Annotated in this window: 14 protein-coding genes and 1 pseudogene; 9 read left to right on the top strand and 6 right to left on the bottom strand. The window is 58.9% G+C overall.

Going from position 1 to position 19,333, the window contains the following annotated elements:
- The first annotated feature begins 101 nt into the window (after positions 1–101).
- The 6 genes from AC2FLX_RS04980 (at position 102) to AC2FLX_RS04955 (ending at position 8,091) form a co-directional block, all read left to right on the top strand.
- A complete protein-coding gene (locus AC2FLX_RS04980) occupies positions 102–1,118 on the top strand; it encodes a nucleotidyltransferase family protein (RefSeq protein WP_241389327.1) in 1,017 nt (338 codons plus the stop codon).
- 539 nt (positions 1,119–1,657) lie between these two features.
- Positions 1,658–1,864: a hypothetical protein gene (locus tag AC2FLX_RS04975; protein ID WP_007120662.1), complete on the top strand. Its 207-nt coding sequence runs from the start codon at positions 1,658–1,660 to the stop codon at positions 1,862–1,864.
- Between the two features lie 562 nt (positions 1,865–2,426).
- Entirely contained in the window at positions 2,427–3,020 is a 594-nt protein-coding gene (locus tag AC2FLX_RS04970) for a helix-turn-helix domain-containing protein (RefSeq protein ID WP_496807601.1), read from the top strand.
- Positions 3,007–5,340, top strand: a complete 2,334-nt coding sequence (locus AC2FLX_RS04965) for a relaxase/mobilization nuclease domain-containing protein (RefSeq protein WP_496807600.1) — start codon at positions 3,007–3,009, stop codon at positions 5,338–5,340. The genes AC2FLX_RS04970 and AC2FLX_RS04965 overlap by 14 nt, the downstream gene beginning before the upstream one ends.
- 8 nt (positions 5,341–5,348) lie before the next feature.
- The gene (locus AC2FLX_RS04960) at positions 5,349–7,349 is read left to right on the top strand and encodes a type IV secretory system conjugative DNA transfer family protein (RefSeq protein WP_496807623.1); all 2,001 of its coding nucleotides are present in this window, start codon (positions 5,349–5,351) and stop codon (positions 7,347–7,349) included.
- A 427-nt stretch (positions 7,350–7,776) separates the two neighbouring features.
- Positions 7,777–8,091, top strand: coding sequence for an META domain-containing protein (locus tag AC2FLX_RS04955; RefSeq protein ID WP_496807599.1), 315 nt, complete (start codon positions 7,777–7,779; stop codon positions 8,089–8,091).
- A gap of 58 nt (positions 8,092–8,149) precedes the next feature.
- Here the strand turns inward: AC2FLX_RS04955 and AC2FLX_RS04950 are convergent, their stop codons facing one another.
- Positions 8,150–9,826: an alpha/beta hydrolase gene (locus AC2FLX_RS04950; RefSeq protein ID WP_496807598.1), complete on the bottom strand. Its 1,677-nt coding sequence runs from the start codon at positions 9,824–9,826 to the stop codon at positions 8,150–8,152.
- A gap of 235 nt (positions 9,827–10,061) precedes the next feature.
- Between AC2FLX_RS04950 and AC2FLX_RS04945 the strand changes: the two genes are divergently transcribed.
- Positions 10,062–11,111, top strand: a complete 1,050-nt coding sequence (locus tag AC2FLX_RS04945; RefSeq protein ID WP_496807597.1) for an alpha/beta hydrolase — start codon at positions 10,062–10,064, stop codon at positions 11,109–11,111.
- Positions 11,112–11,630: 519 nt separating this feature from the next.
- Here the strand turns inward: AC2FLX_RS04945 and AC2FLX_RS04940 are convergent.
- Both AC2FLX_RS04940 and AC2FLX_RS04935 read right to left on the bottom strand, forming a co-directional pair.
- On the bottom strand, positions 11,631–13,265 hold the full coding sequence (locus AC2FLX_RS04940) for a M81 family metallopeptidase (protein WP_496807595.1): 1,635 nt from the start codon (positions 13,263–13,265) through the stop codon (positions 11,631–11,633).
- Between the two features lie 71 nt (positions 13,266–13,336).
- Entirely contained in the window at positions 13,337–14,683 is a 1,347-nt protein-coding gene (locus tag AC2FLX_RS04935) for a metal-dependent hydrolase family protein (RefSeq protein ID WP_496807594.1), read from the bottom strand.
- 463 nt (positions 14,684–15,146) lie between these two features.
- Between AC2FLX_RS04935 and AC2FLX_RS04930 the strand changes: the two genes are divergently transcribed.
- Positions 15,147–16,118, top strand: a complete 972-nt coding sequence (locus tag AC2FLX_RS04930; RefSeq protein WP_496807593.1) for a helix-turn-helix domain-containing protein — start codon at positions 15,147–15,149, stop codon at positions 16,116–16,118.
- 163 nt (positions 16,119–16,281) lie between these two features.
- Here AC2FLX_RS04930 and AC2FLX_RS04925 read toward each other — a convergent pair whose 3' ends face one another.
- Positions 16,282–16,656, bottom strand: a complete 375-nt coding sequence (locus AC2FLX_RS04925) for a potassium channel family protein (protein ID WP_137702221.1) — start codon at positions 16,654–16,656, stop codon at positions 16,282–16,284.
- A 69-nt stretch (positions 16,657–16,725) separates the two neighbouring features.
- Positions 16,726–17,280, bottom strand: a pseudogene (locus AC2FLX_RS04920) (integrase core domain-containing protein); the annotation flags it as partial.
- A gap of 291 nt (positions 17,281–17,571) precedes the next feature.
- Here AC2FLX_RS04920 and AC2FLX_RS04915 point away from each other — a divergent pair.
- Positions 17,572–18,048: a hypothetical protein gene (locus AC2FLX_RS04915; protein WP_496807592.1), complete on the top strand. Its 477-nt coding sequence runs from the start codon at positions 17,572–17,574 to the stop codon at positions 18,046–18,048.
- A gap of 165 nt (positions 18,049–18,213) precedes the next feature.
- On the opposite strand, the gene AC2FLX_RS04910 is transcribed toward AC2FLX_RS04915, so the two are convergent.
- A complete protein-coding gene (locus AC2FLX_RS04910; RefSeq protein WP_496807622.1) occupies positions 18,214–19,251 on the bottom strand; it encodes an alpha/beta hydrolase in 1,038 nt (345 codons plus the stop codon).
- Positions 19,252–19,333 lie beyond the last annotated feature (82 nt).

Genomic DNA, 19,333 nt, shown 5'->3' with positions numbered 1-19,333 from the left:
GTCGTTTCTTATGGGTGTGGACGTTCTCCAAATCACTTTGCCTAGCAATTTCCTGTTTTGATAGGTATATGTGTGCCAAGCAAAACTTGGAAATGATAGGCATGACCCCACTCAGCAGCATCGCGATGAGCGCCTATACCGACCTGGTGCGTCTTCTGAAGGACGACGCCTTGTCCGGTGTCGAAGGCAAGCCCACGCTCAAGGAGCGTGGGGATAAGGCCTATTGGTATGCCGCGCGCCGTGTCGGGACGGAGATGCGGTTCATCTATATCGGCGAAGACAGCGACGAGACGCGCGCGCGCATCGACCGGATCGAAGAGCTGCGCGCAACGGCCAAGGATCGGCAGGCGGAACGGTCGCGGCTTGTTCGGCTCTTGCGTGCGGAAGGCATGACGCCCATCGACCGGGCGACCGGTTCCATCCTGTCGGCCATGGCCGCAGCCGGAACCTTCCGTCTGGGTGGCACCATCGTCGGAACCAATGCATTTCGCCTCTATGAAGGCGAGCTTGGTATCCGTCTGCCAATTGGCGGTATGGCCAATACTGGCGACATCGACATCGCGCAGTTCGAGAAGCTCAGCGTTGCGTTGCAGGATCAGGTCGACCCGGGTCTTGCCGAGACGTTCTCAGCGCTCAAATTCGATCCTCTGCCAGCTCTTGACCAAGGTCGGACATGGCGATGGGCCCAGGGTGGCAGCGGCCAGTTGGTCGAGTTTCTCACACCGGCGTTCGGAGATGAGACCATCCGTGATCTGCCAGCATTGGGCGTGAACGCCCAAGGATTGAACTATCTCAACTTCCTGATCGCTGAGCCGATCCACGCGGCGGCGATCTATAGATCCGGCGTTCTGGTGCAGGTGCCCCGCCCGGAGCGTTATGCAGTCCACAAACTGATCATTGCCGACCGGCGCCGCGATGGGGCAGGGAGCCTGAAATCCGCGAAGGACCGCGAGCAGGCGGCTTTCCTTATCGAAGCGATGGCCGAGGACCGGCCCGATGATCTGGCTCGGGCCTATGCCACCGCAATGGAGGTTGGGCCGCGCTGGCGGGAACACATCGGCAACTCGCTGAAGCGAATGCCTGATACCAGGGGGATGCTCGACAGCTTGGGCGCGTGATGGCCATAACCGGGTCGCCTTCGGGCGGTCCTTTCGTCATATCTCATGGCGCGTGCGATCGGTCACACTTGATCTGCATCTCACGGCGTCCAGCACCGTCATCCCTCTACCCAGCCCGTCAGAGTTCGGCCCATCCGCATCGGTACGGGCTGGGGATGGTGCGCACCTAGCACATCGTCAGCAGCGCAAGACGCGAGGGGTCGAGACGTCGCACTTGAGGCTGAAGCCCTGCTCGACCCTCGGGTGGTGTCGCGGAACATCGCATCCACGCGGGCGGGCGTCATCAGCACCCCGGCCAGGTTCGGCAGGACGTGGACGCGGATGGTGGCGACTGCGTGATGGCACAGGTCAATCGGGTCCCTCCTTTTTGCTATGCATGTGGATCGCACGGGGTCGGCCCGTTCGTGCCCTCAGCTCACGCTTCGGCAAGCACAAATACGGCTTCCACGGCGGGGCCGCGGACCCTCCGCATTTGCGCTTGCGACCGGTCCTCTTGCCCCCGTGCTGGGTGATCCTCATCGCAATAAGGAGTAACCCAAATGACCAACCACTACGTCGCCACCGTTCCCGTCAAGTTCACCGATACCGATGGCCAGGAGCGCACCCGATTCCAACGCGTGGGCGCCATGTTCCGCAACACCCGCAACGGGGACGGCTCGGAGTTCTTCAGCCTCAAGCTCGACTTCCCGGTCGCGGTCTCGGAGCTGGTGATGTTCCCACCGAGCGCGAAAGATCCCCAGGACTAAATCCTCTGGCGAGGATGGGCCGCCCCAGGACGATCTTGGGGCGGCCCGATCCCTGTTCCAGGGATGCCGTGTCCGGCGGTCAGTTCGCCCGAAGTGACCTCCTCTTGGTGCCGGTCGCTGCGCGCGCAACGGACGATCGCCGCTCGGAATGATCCGGCCGCGACAGACCGGCCAGTCAGCCTCAAGGGGGCCATCCACAAAAACAGGCAGGCCAGGGCCTCCCGGTTTTTGCGGCAGAGATTTGGCGGAGCCAAATCTGGCCCTCCTTGACCCTGCCTGTCCGCCCTGTCGGTGGGGTTTGCGCCCGCCCGCGGTTCCGTCCGAACACGTGCGTGTTCGGCCAGACCCTCGGGCGGTGCTGGGGAAGGGGACCCATTGGACAGGTGGTCGCCCGATGGTGAGGGTGGCAGAGCCGCGTCCCTGCGGGCCGCGGCGCGAAGCGGACACCAAGGCTGACTAAGTCTGAATGCGACTTAAGTATATAATTGACAGTAGGGTATATTATCGTAAGGTGGGGTCAGCCTTGGTGGAAGGTGGCAGGAAATAGGAGGTCTTTCTTCGCATGTCGCGCTCAAAACGTCTCACAGGTGCGGACCGTATGGAGATCGTTCGCGAGGCTGCAGAAGGTGTGTCGACGTCTGAGCTTGCTGAACGGTTTGGCGTGTCGTCGCGAGCGATCCAGTACACGCTCAAAGCCGATGCCGAGCGCCAGGCCGATGCCGCCATCCCGGTCTCGGCGGTCAGTGTGAAGGTCACAGCTGCGGAGCTTATGGCGCTCGACGAGGTGTTGGCGAAGGCGGGGATCGAGAGCCGGGCCGAGGGGCTGCGGCGGCTGATCCAGGCGGCAGGCGGGGTGTTTGTGCCCGACGCGCAGATGGCGGCAGAGATGGCACGCTACAGGGGTTCTCTGCATGAGGTAGGCAACGGGGTTGCGCAGATCGCCAAGCAGATGACGCGGGCCAACCAGATGGGGCAGGGGGCTAATGGTGGCACGCGTGCGGAGTTCTCCGAATTGCGCCTCGCGCAGATGCGCGGACTGGCGCGGTTCATCCTCGACTCCGCTGACGAGATCGATCTGCTCCTGCGCCGCCGTCGCGACGCGATGCAGCTCGAGGCCACGGCCGCGCTGAGGGAGTTTGCGCATGCGGCTGAATGATGCTGTCGATGCCGTCACGGGCGAGGTTTTCCGGGACGGCTGGAGCCGGATCCGGGGCTCGATGCAGGGGCTGCATGTCGCCAAGCAGAGCCAGCTTGTGCGCGCGGCGGCAGGGTATCGGCCAGCCGTCTTCAAGGCGATCCGGGGCGGCGGTACGCATACCAAATCACAGCTCACAAACCAGCTCGAGTACCTCACCACCAAGTCCACCCATATCGTGGACAGCAGCGGGTTCTTCGATGGCAAGGTGAAGCTCGAAGCGAAGGACATCAAGGACCTCACCGAGCGTTTTGCCAAGCGGTGGGATGCGGGCTTCAAGCCCAAGCTTGGACAGACGACCCATATGCTCATGTCGTTCCCCATCGGCACGCGCGGGGAGGATGTGCGCGACATCGCGACGGATGTGGCCGAGCGGTTCTTCCAGACCGACGCGGGGCATTTCGACTACATTATCGCGGTGCATGAAGACCGCGATCACCCCCATGCGCATCTGGTGCTGAACCGCCGCTCGCAGGAAGGCGAGTTCTTCTTTCTGGGGCGCAACCACCGCTTCAACTATGACGACTTCCGCCTCGCCATGGTCGAGGAGGCGGAGAAGTACGGCGTGCGCCTGGAAGCCACGCGCCGGGTGGATCGCGGTGTCGTGCATTACCCCGCCACTACCCGCGAGGTCTATGCGGCGAAAGAAGAGGGCCGCGCGCCCCGCGAGCGCGAACGCGTGGGGGCCGACCTGACGCGTACGCTCGCGGAGATCGCCAATACCAGAACCGTCTACCACTCGCTTGCTGCAGAAGCTTCCCGGGAGGCCCGCGAGGATATTGCGGCGGCACTCTTCCGCGCGGGCGAGGTGCTGGCGCGCGGCGGACAGGTGGACCGAACAGGAGATGTGTATATGGCCGAGGATCAAAGCTTCGAGGATCTGAGAAGCCTCTATGCGGAGAAGCTCGCGCGGGTACAGGGCATGATCGCCGAGAAGTCCGATGCGGAGCGTCCCGTGCTGGAAAAGCGCCTCATCGAGATCCAGACGCAGGTCCAGCACATGCAGCCGCTCGGATTGCGTTCGAGCACGTTGTCAGAGGCGCCCTCGGAAGGCGGGATCTATTCTGAGGCCAATATCGACGCCAGCCGGCTGGACCGTCTGGCCGAGCCGGACTTGCGGTCGCGCATAGACACCGCCCTGCGCGGCACCGGGATCAGCACTTCGGAAGTGGTGGCCCGGATCGAGACCGGGGCTTCCAATGCAGCGCTTGAGCATCAATGGATTGCCGATGATCTCTCCAAGGTGGCCGAGGCGCGGGACCTGAACCTCGAACGCCGCGCCGACCTGGAACAGGCGCGTGACATCCTGAATGACGTGCATGTCGAGCTTGGCACGCTTCTGGAACGGGAGAACGTGCTGCGCCGGGATGGGGTCGTGGAGGAGAAAGCGGTCAGCGAGCGGTTCCACTATCACGGGGACGCTGTCCGGGCGATGGAAGGGACAATCCGTCAGGAGATGCGAGCAGACGGCCTGACAGCGCAGCAGATCGAGGACCGGGATTGGCAGGTCGTCTCGCGGGCGGAGCGCCGGATCGAGACGGAGCAGCGCGCGTATCTCGAGGCACACCCGGAGCTGCTCGCACGCCCCGGCGATGTGATCGACCGGTCTGAGCCCTACAGGGAGTCCATCACTGATGCAGCCCGCGCCAGCGAGATCACCCGCGAGGTCGACCGGATCATGGAGGGTCGCGATGTCCGCACCCAAGTTGCGGATGCTGTCGCGGATGACTTGCGCGCGCGCTATCCGGATATGCCCTCCCACCTCGCCCGCGGGCTCGGCGCGACCTATGCCGCTGTCGTCGAGATACGGGACACGGAGGCCATCAATCAGGTTCGCCGCGACAACGAGTTACGCGACGGGCTTGGAGTTGCCACGCGCGACGACCTCCTCGCGACCCGCGATGAAACTGCGCTGCGGACTGACCATACCGACCGCCTCGCTGACGAGATCGCGCGTGTCCTGGATCATGAACGGGCCGGAGAGCTGTCCGCGCCCTTCGAGACCGAGGCGGAGCGGGATGCATTCCGGAACGAGGTCGCGCGGGTGCTGGATGACCGTCAACTCGACCGGCTCACATCCGGCGATGCCGATGCGCTGGACAAGGTTCTCGAGGACCGTCTTGACCGGCTCTATGTCGCCAAGGTCTACCTGCAATCCGATGCCGCGACGGCCAACACGGAAGCCTTGCGCCAGGTGGTCGATGAACTCGCCGACGCCGAATACGAAAAACACCGCGCGACAGACGTGGATGGCGAGACCGAGCGGGGTCAGGTCCATTGAGCGCCGTCATGGGAAAAGCGCGGATCGCCACCGGTGTGCTTCTCGTTACGCTGGTGACTGCCGCCATGGGATACACCATCGCCTCGGCGGTACTGACCTATCAGGACCTTGGTTTCGGGGCGGAGATCGACTTCGCCTATATCGCGCAGAACTATCTGGCGATCCTGGACCGCCGACCGGAGGACGCGCAACTTATTCACTTGATCATCGGCAGCTTCGCCGCCGCCGGCATGATGCTGAGCCTCGCCCTCTCGGGCTCCGCCCTGACACGGTTTGGTCAGACCCATTGGCAGACCTCCCGCGAGATGAAGGCCAATGGCTTCTTCGGGGCGCCGGGGACCGGGTTCATCCTCGGCAAGCTCGGTAATCCAAAATCCCGCGCGAAATACATCTGCTCGAAAGTCTTCCCCCATGCGCTGATCGTAGCCCCCACGGGCCGAGGCAAAACCACGGGTTTTGTCATTCCGAACCTGCTGACCTGGCAGGGCTCCGCCGTCACCCTCGATGTGAAGGGCGAGTGTTTCGAGGCCACGGCCCGGCACCGCGCAGCCCAGGGCGACAAGGTCTATCGCTTTGCCCCCACCGATTGGGAGGGCAAGCGCACGCATCGCTACAACCCGCTCCTGCGCATCTCCGAACTGAAAGATCCAGCACGCCAGCAGATGGAATTGCAGCTTCTCGCGACGCTCTTCCTACAAAGCGACAATGACCGGGTGCAGGGCCTCCTGAAAGGCGGGATCGATCTCTTCGTGGCGGCGGGCCTGCTGGCCTTCCAGCGCAAGCGCCCGACCTTGGGCGAAATCTACCGCATCGCCGCGTCTGGCGGGAACAAGCAGAAGGAGTATTTCGCCCGCGGCCACGAGGTCGACAACAGGGCCGCCAAGCTGATCTTCACGCGGCTCGCTTCGACCAACAACGACACCCTGACCTCCTACGTTTCGCTCCTGATGACCTCGGGGCTCGATCAATGGCAAAACCCGGCCATCGACGAGGCGACGGCGGTGTCGGATTTTGATTTCCGGACGATCCGCAAGAAGCCCTTCTCGGTCTATCTCGTGGTCCAGCCACTGATGGTGAAACCCCTCGCGCCGTTGATCCGTCTCTTCTTCTCGGACCTTCTCTCCGCCATGCAGGAGAAGGACCCCGGGCCGGATGAGCCGTGGCCGGTGATGATCATGCTCGATGAGTTCAATCGTTTGGGCAAAATGCCCATCGTGGTCGAGAGCATCGAGACCCTGCGAACTTATCGCGGCCATTTGGCCGTGGTCACCCAAACCATCCCCGCTCTCGATGAAATCTACGGCGAAAACACCCGCCGTGCCCTGCAGGGCAACGCTGGCGTGAAGCTTTACCTGACGCCCGCGGATGAGAAGACCGTTGAGGAGCTGAGCAAGGCGGTCGGCAAGACCACGAAGACGGTCGTCACGCGGTCGCAATCCATCGGCAAGAACCCCTTCGAGGGCCGCAGCCAGTCCACACGGACCGAAGAAAGCTCCTTGTTGCCTGAAGACGAGGCGCGCCGCCTGCCGCTCGACGAGATTGTCATGGTGATCGATGCGCAAATGCCGGTCTGTGCAAAGCGGATCCAATATTTTGACGATCGGCTGTTCAAGGCAATCCACGCGGCACAGACGGGGGAGTTGCCGTTTCCGAAGCCGGGAGGAGGGGGATCGCAAGGCACGCTGCCGCTGAGTGTGCGCGCCATGCCGATGACGCCGCCGTCGGATGGGCGAGGGGGAACAGAAGCCGATGTGGAGAGGGCAAGCCAGGCTGGCGATGGTCAACCTTCAGGCCAAGCCGACGCCGCTCCAAAGAAGACCGCGCCTGTCGTTCAAGCCGTCATCGCCGAGGAACAGCGCCAGATGGAGATGGATTTTGGCAGCAGCGTCGTGGATTCTGAAGCTGCGAGCGTAGCTGATGAGGCGCAGATGCGCTCTGCAGTCGATGGCTTGGACGACATGGAAGCGATGCTGCGAGAGGAGGATGGTGAAAAGTTGATAGCTCGATAGGGTGGCGGGCATGGCTTGTTTGTAAGGCAGGGTGGAAAGTGAACTTTCTTTTCAGGCGCGAGCGGATAATGCCGTGAAATAGAAAGCCAACATCCGGATGACTCCAAATCGAGAGGGTATTCTGCACCGCCGCAGGTTGGCTTGCAGCCCAAACTACTGAAAGCTGCAATCTTCACCGTGCCTCCAATGCGAATAACTACCGCTGTGAAAAGAGACTGTTGAGCCAGTCCAGTGATGGATGGTGACGATTTTGACGGGATTTCAAGAACTTGCGGAGCGTCGTGTGCGAAATATGTTCATGTTTCGATCGCGTGATTTCGCGTCCCGTCGCGCTCTTTAGCAATCAACCGTCGTATGCGAGTTCCCTGACGATCATATGGTCAACATGCCAGTGAATTGATCTCGCCTTAGCGGTGTGGCTTAGGCCGTGACGGAGGTCTTCGGCGAAGCCTGGCCCAATGATGATCCGGCTACGCTCGTGATCGACGACGCGATGAATGTCTCAGCCTTTGAAGGGTGCAATCGGTTCCGGGGACAGTTGCAGCCATCCGGCCTCGGGCTTGCCTTTCCCGAGAACATGGCTGGGACCATTGTGGCCTGCCCCGATGAGATCGAGGCGCAGGAGCGGCGTTTCCTCGCCGCGCTCGCGCAGGTTTCGGATTATGTGCGCTTTGGTGCGGGCCTTGTGATGGAGGATTTCGACGGGCGCGGCGTCTTGCATTTCGTCGAGACCCCCGAGTGACAGGGTGGCCGTCGCGAAGCGTCGCGGGAGCCGGCCACCTGCGCCATGACGCTCCCGATCACCGCTGACCGGTGGCGCAACCGAGCTGGTAGCCGACGTTGCAATGCGCCTTGAGCCGCTGCGTATCTTCGGGGGTCCAATCCGAGGGCGCCGTGACCTGAACCCAAGGCCCTATATAATCCTGCGCGAAGTAGGCATGGCCGCGGCCGGGCGGCGCGCCGAAGGACAGGGCCATGTCGAGCGCCAGCTGGAACTGCGTCACGACGGGCATGAAGATGAAGTGCTCCGTCATGTCCTCGGCCGGCGGATCCCGCATCCACGGCGGCGCCCGCCAGAGCGACCGCGGGTCATAGAAGACGACCGGGTCGCTGGAATATTGCAGGAAGACGATGCGCATGTTTCCCCAGTCCGCCGCGGCCTCTGACGCATCCGCCGTGTGGGATGCATAGCGGACCAGCGACCCGTCCCCGATCTCGGGCATGACCCAGGCTGTGCCCGGATTGCGCTGGTTCTGCACATGGTTCCAGAAGGCAGAGGGAAAGGGCGGCCCGACCCAGAACGCGCCGTCGATGGGATCGTCGAGCAGTCGGAACATGTTCGTGGCATGCATCGACGACCATGCGCCAAGGCTCAGCCCGTGAACGTATAGACGGGGCCGCGCATCGACGGGCAACGTCTTCCAGTACCCATGCACCACGTCCTGAAGCGCGGTCGCCTGTTCCAGTCCCGTGCGTGTCTCTAGGATTAGCGCCAGCGGTGATTGCAGGTAGGAATACTGCGCGGCGACCGTGGCGATGTTCCCGCCATGCATGTATTCGACCGGATCGTGGGATCCCGGGTCCATCCAGCCGGTGCCGGTGGGGCTTGCCACGACCAGAACGTCGCGCTCGAACGCGCCTTGCCGGATCAGTTCGGCAAGCGCCAGTTCGGCCCGCGCCTCGGGCGTCTCGCCATTGGCGCGCCCGACATAGACGCGTATCGGATTAAGCGCGGGCCGACCGGTGAAGGCCGAGATATCCTCGGATGTTGGGCCGGAGGTGGTGAAGTCCCGCCCGGGCTTGCCCATGGATGCCCAATCGATCAGGGACTCTGCGCTGCCGGTCATGCGTGGGTCGCCGGGCGGCGGCGGGGCATTCTCGAAGAGCTCCTGCGCGGTTTCGTAGCTTTCGTCGAGGCCCGTCACGACCCCGTCGACGATGCCATCACGCGTGACTACGAACAGGATGAGCGCGACCGCGATGAATCCGAGCACATTGGCGCGCCGCGGTGGCATGACGTGATAGAACCTTGACCGGATCAGGCGGAACAGCGCGGCGACAACGCGTCCAAGCGCGAAAGCGACGACAAAGGTCGCAAAGGCGATCAGCAGGATCGTGGCGAGTTGAAGCGCATCCGCTTCTTCCATGCCCATCTTCCCGCGGATGTCGTTCTGCCACCGCAGGCTGGACCCAAGGACCCAGAGAAAGAACGCCACGAGCGGTAGCACGATCACCGTTGTCAGGACCTTTGCCGGCCGCCCGGACAACTGCGGAAGATCGGCCGCCCGCCAGAGCAGCGCAACGATCTGGCCGATCAGATAGCCGATCGCCATGACAAGTCCGCCGAGAATACCTTGCACAGCCGGTCCGCGCGGGATGAGCGACGGGGTCAGCGAGGCCGCGAAGAAGAGCAGCCCGAGAAGCAAGCACGGTACCGAGACCTTGCCGATGATCTTGGCTATTTGCCCGTTGTTCATTTTGCCTCTTTGACTTTGGGTTCGACGTCTCGGTTAAGACCTTGTCACGAGGCCGCCCGATGCGCAAAAGACTTGCGAAGCGACGCAATCATTTATTTTCCCACTGCTGCATTCGAGAATGCCAGTGTGGTGCACCGCCTGTGCGAGAGCCTGTACCTTCATGGTGAAAGTGCATGGTGCAAACGCCAAGGTCCTTTTTCGGCAAGCGCGGCTGAGATACATATCGGGGATGAAAATGTGCGCACCATCCTTCGCCCGCCTGATGGCCGTCTTGCTCTGCCTCGGCGCTTTGTCATGCGCCTTCCCCGTGCCGTCGGCGGCCCAGTCGGAGATCCAGACCTTGGAATTCCCCTATTTCACAATACGCAACAGGACAGGATCGGATGATCCCGCTGGCTTTTACGGAGGAGAGCGCAGCGATCTGAAAGCGGGTGCATGCCGCGTCGAAGAGCTCGGCCTTGGCGTTCTGGCGCCCCTTGCCGAAATGGCTCCGAATTTCTTGCGCGAGGAGCTCCTCCGCGTTCAGACGGTGGAGGAAGCGGACCCGAGCGCCATCCTGGATCGGCTAGAAGGGACGGCCGGCGCACGTGGTCCGGCGCTCTATGTCCACGGATACTATATCAGCTTCGAGAAAGGCTGCCGCCGCGCTGCATTGCTGCAGCAGAACGCCGACCTTGTGGGGCGGTTCCTGTGGTTCAGCTGGCCTTCGGACGGTGCTCCGGCCTACTACACCCATGACGAAGCCGATCTTTACTGGAGCCTGCCGGACATTGCGGACACGATCATAGAGTTGGAGCGGCGCTTCGGCGCCGGGAACGTGGATGTCATCGGGCACAGCCTTGGTGCTCGGGGTGTCGTTCTGGCGCTGGCCGAAGTTGCCAATCGGCATCCCGACATCCGGCTCGGAAATGTTGTGCTGCTGGCGCCGGATATGGATTTCGGGATCTTCGAGCGAATTTTACCCCGGGTGCGTCCCATCGCGGAGAGCATGACAGTCTACGCGACGAGCGGGGACAGACCGCTGGCGCTATCCGCGCAATTGCATGGCTACCCGCGGCTTGGGGAGACGGGAAACGATGTTTCCCGACTTGCAGGCGTCGAGGTGATCGACCTCAGCGACCTTCCCAGCGAGGGTCCAACAGGTCATCTCGATCACATCTACAGCCGAGCCGTCGGCGAGGATCTGCGCCGCCTATTGCATGCGGGAGAACGCGCCGACGCGCGGCAAGGCCTCGTCGCGCAGGGTGAAAACCTTTGGCGCCTTCGACCTGCGACGAATGAATAGCCGCGCAGCAGGTCAGTGTATGACGTATTTGACAATCGACAGCAGCAAGTCGATCCCGCCCCCGAAAGGGGCCCCGAAGATCGCTGGGAATTCGCTGTGGTCCAGAACCCAACCCATTCTGGCACCGGGGACTGGCAGCAAGATCAAGCACGAGATCTGAGACAGCGCAACAGCCGCTTCGGCTCCTGTCTGATCCTGCCAGGCGGCCAGAGAAAGGGCAGAAGGCAACCGAGGAAATCGAGGCTCTGGTTCAACAACGGGTCCTGCATTCGTCCGAGGCCAGAGCGACTCAACCGTGTATGGTGTCCCGTTCGGTGCGGAACATGTGTGACGGGCGGTGTCATGAACCCGCGCGACCCGAGGCGCCCCACGAGTTCTTCGCCAAGATGACCTATTGGCTTTTTCCACTCTGTGGATTGAAGTGTGAAGGCACCCGGAGGAGTTCTCACCGAAGACATCGATGAGAATCCCTCGCAAGAGTAGTGCACGCCTTTTTAAGCGTGCTCTTGCAGATTTTTCCTAATTCGCAACAGTAAACGTTGTGTTCTTGTCGAGAGGGTAGATGGGTTCCGTCAACTGCGTGTGCTCGAAAAGAGTGATATCGCGACTGGTGGCTCCGGGAACATCAACGATCAGCACCTTGTCGGTGAAGTTTTCATAGAACGCTCGGAAGTGGTTTCCGCTTTTGACACCTATAACGTCATATTCTTGGATAGCGATACCATGCGGCCTCGCTTGTGAATCGTCATAGGTCTGGACCAGACCGGATATGACGATGACATCCACTGTATCCGAGATGACCAGCCTGACTGAGGGACCAAAGTTGTAAGGGATACCATAAGCGGTCCCCCCACGAACGAACTCGTAGCCATCCGAAATTGACTTGACATAGGCTTTGGTTTTAATCGGTTCGCCCGCTATTGGCTCAAACTTGCCCCCGAGGTTCACATCGATTGTCGCTCCGACACCGGCAGCGACTGCGGCCTGTGCGGTTTCCGGATCGTGTATGGAAATGAAGGCGACTTTACCCAAGCCTTCTGTTTCCAAAAGGGCGCGCAGCAGGTGCGTCCCCGAGCCGCCCGCCCCACCACCTGGATTATCCGCAGCGTCCCCAATCACAATCGGGGTATGTTCGATGATATCACCCTTCGTCGGCTGCTGACGCTCATAGCGGCCGTCTCTGTCGAGCATGGCTAGTACAGTGCTCATCGTTGAGTCCAAGTCATTCAGTGGATAAAAGGCCTTATCCTTGTGATCCCAAATCCACTGGGACAATTCGTCCACCAGATCTTGTGCCAACTCGGCGTTGTTTTCGGTGGTGACCATCGGGTACACGCCGATAAAATCGGTGTCCTGGTACGGGAAACCATGCATTACAGAGCAATTGAGAACACCGGGACGGTTTTCGATCTCAATACACTTTTCCTTGAGCTGATTTCCAAAAATGCCTTCCTCTTCGGTGTTACTGAGCGGAATCATCAGCGGCACTTTGCGATAGGCCGGGGTGGGATCCGACTCCCCTGCCAGGATCGCAGCCGCACGATACATCGCATCACGTGCAGCTTCATTCATATCCAGATGAGGATATTTTTTGCAGGCACTGAAGAAATTCATATTGTCCTTCATTTTGTCCGTGATCTTGCCATGCAAGTCGCCAGACCAGACAATCATCGTGTCCTTTCCCACAAGTTCCCGGACAGACTCCGCCAGATCTCCTTCAAGATCGGGTGTTTTATCCACAACGCCTGCACCGTGTAGAGCGAGATAAACGATGTCCAATGGCATCTGTGCTTTGAGCGTGTCGAGCATTTCTTTTTTCGCATCGCTCCAGAATTGTGCATTCACCAAACCAAAGCTCGAATCCGGTCCGTATATGAGACCTGGGAGCAACTCCCAGCCGTTTTCCTCGCACACATCTACTGCACCGCCCAAGGCTGTTCCTCTGAGTGCCTTGATTTCATCACCCCGAAAGATACGCATATTGTCCAGCGTAGTTTCACCCATGCCTTCGGTGAGATAAGTGTTGGTTTCATGGAAAAAACCGACACAACAGACACGTAATTTTCCGCTTTTTTTCGTTGACCCAAGCGAAGGTGACGATACTGCGGCAATAGCGGCAGAGGCCGCCAGAGTATTGAATGTTCTACGTTTCATGTTTCGTCCTGTTCTCCCAGAATCCTCAAAAAATGCTGCAGGCATTTTGGCTAAACGCCTGCAGAAAACGGTCAATCGATGGTATTCTTGTAGATCACGCCGTCCTTCATAATAAGGACGAAGTTCTTCCGCGGATCGGCAACCAGGTCGATATTTTCGAGCGGATTTCCTTCTACTAGAATCAAGTCAGCCAATGCGCCCGCCTTCACTACCCCTAGCTCCCCCGGATAGGGGTCGCGTGGACCGGACAGCTTTAATAACTGAGCATTGTCGTGTGTTGCCATTTTCAGCACTTCAAAGGGCGTGAACCAGCGCTTCATCTTGGCCAATAACTTGCCTTGTTTTTCCGCAAGTCCCGCATCGAAAAGCACGTCTGTACCCCAGGCGATTTTTGCGCCGTGTTTCTTGGCATATCCGTAAACGATGTCTGTGCCCGCAGTCACAGTTACAAATTTTTCCCTATTGAGCGAGCCCTCAGGAAAGGGAATGGCATCCTCATCATCGAGAATGGGTTGCATGCTGAGCCATGCACCTTTTTCAGCCAAGAGTTTGATTACGTCTTCACCCAACAGGTGTCCATGTTCAATGCTCTTCACACCTGCTTCCAAGGCCTGTTTGACGGCCGTGTCCGTAAAGGCATGTACCGCGATGTAGGTATTCCAGGTGTTGGCGACCTCCACGAGGGCGCTCATTTCAGCAAACGTGTATTGGGTTACATCTAATGGGTCGAAGTCTGATGACACCCCGCCGCCGGCCATCACTTTGAGCTGGGACGCGCCCTGGCGCAAGATTTCTCGCGACCGCTTAATTACCTCGGGCACCCCGTCCGCTATTATCCCTATACCTGCTTGCTGAAGATAATCCAGAGGTTGCCCAGGGTTCTCGGGCACAGCCAAAGGTGCACGATAGTCCCCATGACCCGAAGTCTGGGAAATCACCGCCCCGGAAGGGTAGATGCGTGGTCCGTTTATAAGCCCTTCATCAGTCGCCTTCTTGATTGAAAAGACATTTCCACCAATATCGCGAACAGTGGTAAACCCTCTCATTAAGGCGCCCTCGTTCGCTATAGCCCCTTTAAAACTCATGTAGGCCAGATCATTTGTCATCAACTCAGCCACAGAAAGCGTCGCAAACAACGAGTGCCAATGGGCGTCGATCAGCCCTGGCATCAGCGTGCGGCCGCCTCCGTCGATGACCGTGCCACCCGCGATCGCCAACGGTTCGGTCGACACTGCGGTAATCAGGTTATCCGTGACCACGACATTGGCGTTCATGATCAGGGCTTCATTGACGCCGTCAAAGACGTTCACATTAGTGAACAGGATCGGCCCATCGGCCTCCTGAGCCGCCGCCGGCAGGGCGACGCTCATGGCGACGGCAAGCGTCGCGGCCAAGGTCTTTAGATTTAGTTTCCTCATCGGACTTCTCCTGTTGTCGATGCAGCGCGTTCGGTGGAGAGTTCGATCTGCGCTGTGCGGGATCGACCCTCCACCGAATTCGTGGCTCTTACTTAGCCGGTTTGTCGAACACTCACTCGGAGAGGTCGAATTCGTCAACCGCCCTGTCGGACCGAATGAAGATCCGGTGGATGAATCGCACGTAGTTGAGTTCGCCAGAATGTTCTGCGCTTCATAAGCTTTACTCAATCTCGAGCAGGGCGACGGCACGCGTCGCGGTCAAGTGCTTCGGGTTTCAGTTTTGCATTCTCGACCGTACCTCTGTGGAGTCGATTCGAGCCTGGAAATGAGGGTCAGATCCTACTCTGGTGGTAAGGTGGGCCCAGAATCGAGGGTCAAATCCTACGCTGCCGGCGGCTACGAGTTCACTTAGGAGTTGACTGCGTTAGGTCTTGCGAGGCGCAAGCGGGGAGGGAGAGGTGTTATGAATGTCGGCCAACCGAAGCACTTGTCGCGCTTTCCCGCGAAGACAGACCTGACGCATCAAGAATTCTGGCGCGGCTTGCCCACCCTTCAAGCCGAATCGGCGCTACTCGGGCCGGGACGCCTGGAGTACAAGATGCTGCAAGTCACTGGACGGGATCTGCTCATCTTTCGTAGCAAGGTCACGCCGAAAATGACCAGCACCATCGTGCCTCACCCGGATTGGATGGTCTTGATGGCACCAGTAGACTGGCTCGGCGGCTATGTTTTCAATGGTCAAGTAGCAAGACCGTTCGATGTTTTTGTTTCTGGCGGTCCTGACGGCTATTCCACCACTGGCGAAAAAAGACACAATTTGGCATTGGGTGTGCGAAAATCTAGACTCAAGGATGCATGTGCCAATTTGAGTGGTCGCTATATCGAAGATGTCGCCCTCGACGATCAACAGATAGCCCTTGGTGCGGCTGTGGGCACAAGGTTTCACAGGCGGATTCTGGAGACGATAGCAGCGTCACTGGAAAAGCCTCTGGGCTCCGGTAAGTTTGCACTCGACGCTGTCGCTGAAAATGATCTGTTTTCTGAGATTGCAAACCTCGTCATGGCAGAGACAATCGAACAAAATTCTGTATCTAGTATTAATCTTGACCCGGTACGAGTTGTCAGGCGCGCAGAAGAACTGTTTGAAGACCGCACGACCAATCCACCAAGCATAGCTGACCTTTGCAAGGCGGCTAACGTCGGAACAACAACATTGCACTTGTGTTTCAATGAAGTTTACGGCGTTTCGCCAATTGCGTACTTGCAAGCGAAGAGAATTACCCAAGCGCGCTGTATATTCCTTGCGGCGGAAAGGGTACCACCTTCGGTCAAAGATGTTGCCCTGTCGCTTGGCTTCACCCACAGCGGTCGTTTTGCCAAACGATATCGCTACTTTTTTGGGGAATACCCCTCAGAGACCCTCAACAAGCGATGAATTTGCCGGAATCTCAGATTTGCCTTCTTTAAGACTTAGCCTTAAAATATTTTGTGGGTGAATTTGAACACCACCGCCCTGGTGTATGCCGACCGGTCGCATCAGCATCCTGCAGGAAGCAAGCGCTGGGGATACTCTTCGTTTCGGAAATGGTTTTAGATTTTCACGCATCATCAGACTTAGTCAGTTGCTTTTGGGAGGGCGGCTCTTTGTTATCGCCCTCCACCTTCAACAAGGCGCGCGCGAATTGAGCGAACAGCGCGACGAAAACGCCAACGCCAACGAAGATATAGATGATCGTGAAGAGCTTGCCTAAATCGGTACGCGGCGACAAATCACCAAGACCCACAGTCGAAATTGTCGTTACGCTGAAATACAATGCGTCGATCCACGACCATCCTTCCACAGAGTGGTAGAACAGAGTTGCAGAAAGCAAGATAAGCACGGCCAGCGCGAAATTGGCCCGAAACATCGGAGCACTCCAAGAGTGCACGATCGCTTTGAGAAGTCTTACGAATGTGATGGCGAAAGACAGCATAGAAGACACTCCACATTAACGCGGCTTGGGTTGGCTGGCCTGCCCCTACCGGGTGGTCCGGTTTCAATCTTAGTGCAGGACGGGTCTTGGCGCTACGCTCGGGGTGGTCAGCGAAACGGGGCCGGATGGCGAAGCCGGCCACTTCAGGACCTCCGGGGTCGGTGGCCCAGCGATGAGTGCGGGCGTTTGGTGGTGTAGTGCCGGCGCCAGCTCTCGATGGCGATGTTAGCCTCGGCGCGGCTGAAGAAGAACTCTCCGTTCAGGAGTTCGTCGCGGATCTTCTCGGTGAAGCTCCCGCAGTAGCCGTTCTCCCACGGACTGCCAGGCTCGATTTCGGCGGTTTTTGAGTCGATGGCAGCCATCAACTCTCTCACGGCCTTGGCGATGAACTCCGGACCGTTTTCGGGACTGATATGATCGGGCACGCCCTGCAGGATGAAAAGGTCGGACAGCACGTCGATGACATCCGTTGAGCGGAGCTTCCTTTCAATGCGGATATCCGTAACGTCTGTATTCAGAGGCAAGTGCGATGATGTCCGCGGTTAGCGTGCCATCATTGGCGCGGCCTTGCCGCACCTTCCGCAGGGTTGACCGATGCTGACCGAGAACTCGACAGGCGAGCCGAACGGTACCCGACCACGATGCCAAACGCACCTGGCGGATTTCGCCAGCGTAGGAATTGGATCTTGTTTCCCGGCTGCAGCGCGTCAAAATTTTGCCTACTATAGTCTGTCAGCCGCTGTTAGTCGTGGCTTGGATCTATACATTCTTTGCCGTTCCAAAGGCATTCGGGGGGCGTGGTGTGAACATAACTGTACTACAACGACGTCATAAGTTGCTGCGAATCAGCAGCTCTTGATGTCGGGCGACGCAAAAGCGGCGGTGAAACGGGTTTAACTTCAGGAGGATCCAGTCATGACACAATCGAAAGCTTTGGTCCTCTGTCTGGCGGTTTTACCGATGCTTGCCACGACCGCGTGCAACGCGCAAATCCAGTCGGATCAAGCCCAGAGCGAGCGCGAAATGTCTTCCTCGACGCCAACCGATGATTGCCCTGTGATCGAAAGCAGCAACTGGGTCGTAAAGCTCACCCCGGCTCCGCATGATGGGGCATCGCCCCTCCTTTTCGTGAGCGGCGATCTCACGCTGCCCACACCAGGATATACTGTCGACTTGAAAATCGGAAAGGCAGATCGTTCTGCAGTGCCAACGGTCTTCGCGGTGATTTCCGCGACACCGCCGGACGGAATGGTTGCACAGGTGCTGGATACCCAGACGGTTTCAATGACAGCAGATGCACCAGCCTCGCGCCTGCGGTCCGTCATCGTGATCTGTGGCAACACGCGCGTTTTCGAAATAAGCGACGTCATGTTGGCAAAAGACGGAGAGTGAAATCGCTCTTTTGTCTTGGTCGCGTGCTCCCTGGTGATGTCCAATGACTAAACAAGCACGAATTCAGGTTCTTACGTTGGAAGATGCTATATCGCAATCCTTGTGCTTAAGAATCGACGCAGAGTGCCCCAAGGTTTCATTATTCAGGCACAGAACTTGCTTTGGTCACTGAGCCAACGTCGCTGCGGTGACTGTAATTGGCAGCCTCAGCACCGATGACAGCAGCGACTCCGAATCGTTCCTAGATCCCACGCCATCGATGCTCAGTCTCTTGCCAATCAACTGCACTATCTCGGGCGAGCTTGCGAACCTTGAGTGGCTTGAACCCTCCGCGTGGACCTCAGACAGATCTAAGACTATCACGCCAAGTTCTGCCAGATCTTCAACGTCATCATTGCCGACCCGCGGCACGCCTCGCGCAAGAAGCCGGGAAAAACTCAAAGCCCGGTCGTCGCGAGAGATAAGAATGTAAAACTGCCGTTCATTGTCGGCAAACGGTGCCAGCTGCTGCCGGAACAGATCGGCGTCAATGTCGGGTGCCGCCAAAATGACATGACGAAGCCGACCTGTCCGATTCAAGGTGCCGTTAAGCTTTGCCTGTCGCATTGCTTCGACCGTGAGCAGATTGCCCATGGAATGCGATAGGACATCAACGGCCTTTGCGTTGGTTTTCGAAATGAGATTAGCACCGAGCAACAGGTCGTCCCGCGCGATCAGGACGCTGTTCATGTCATAAACGTAGTCCAACAAATGGCCACCGGAGGCCCAGCTGAACAAAACTGGAACGCCCTCAAAGCCGGAATCCTCGACGAATTGACCCATCCGAAGAACTGCTTCTGACAAGGTTGTGTTGTAGCCATGCACAAAGACCAAAACGTTTCGGTTATGGACAGAGCGCCGGTTCAATTCCGCCTGCAAGGCGGAGACGAAATCGCTTTCGGACGCAAAGATTGCTGGATCAGTTGCGGTGAAATGTTCCGCTGGACGTGGGATGCCGGCGCGGGGTATCTCTATCTTGCCGGGTGTGTGGTTCGGGGGCACACTGACCGTCAGTTTCGCCAACCCAATTTCGGACGATCGTTTTCCCGAAAACAAAATGGTTGGATCACTTTCCGGAGCACGTGACGTCAGGATGAAGATCTCGTGTTTTCTGAGACCTTTGACCGCATCACCATCCTGAGGCTCGGCTGCCAGGCCGATCATACCACGTTCCGCCTGACCGCAGCCGACAATCGCAAAACTTGTGACGATCAATAGAAGAAAGGCCTTGAACTTCACCTCATCT

The organism is Ruegeria sp. YKSF57 (genome assembly GCF_059612585.1).
Note: the sequence above shows the minus strand (reverse complement) of the source record. Positions and strands in the feature narration are given on the sequence as shown.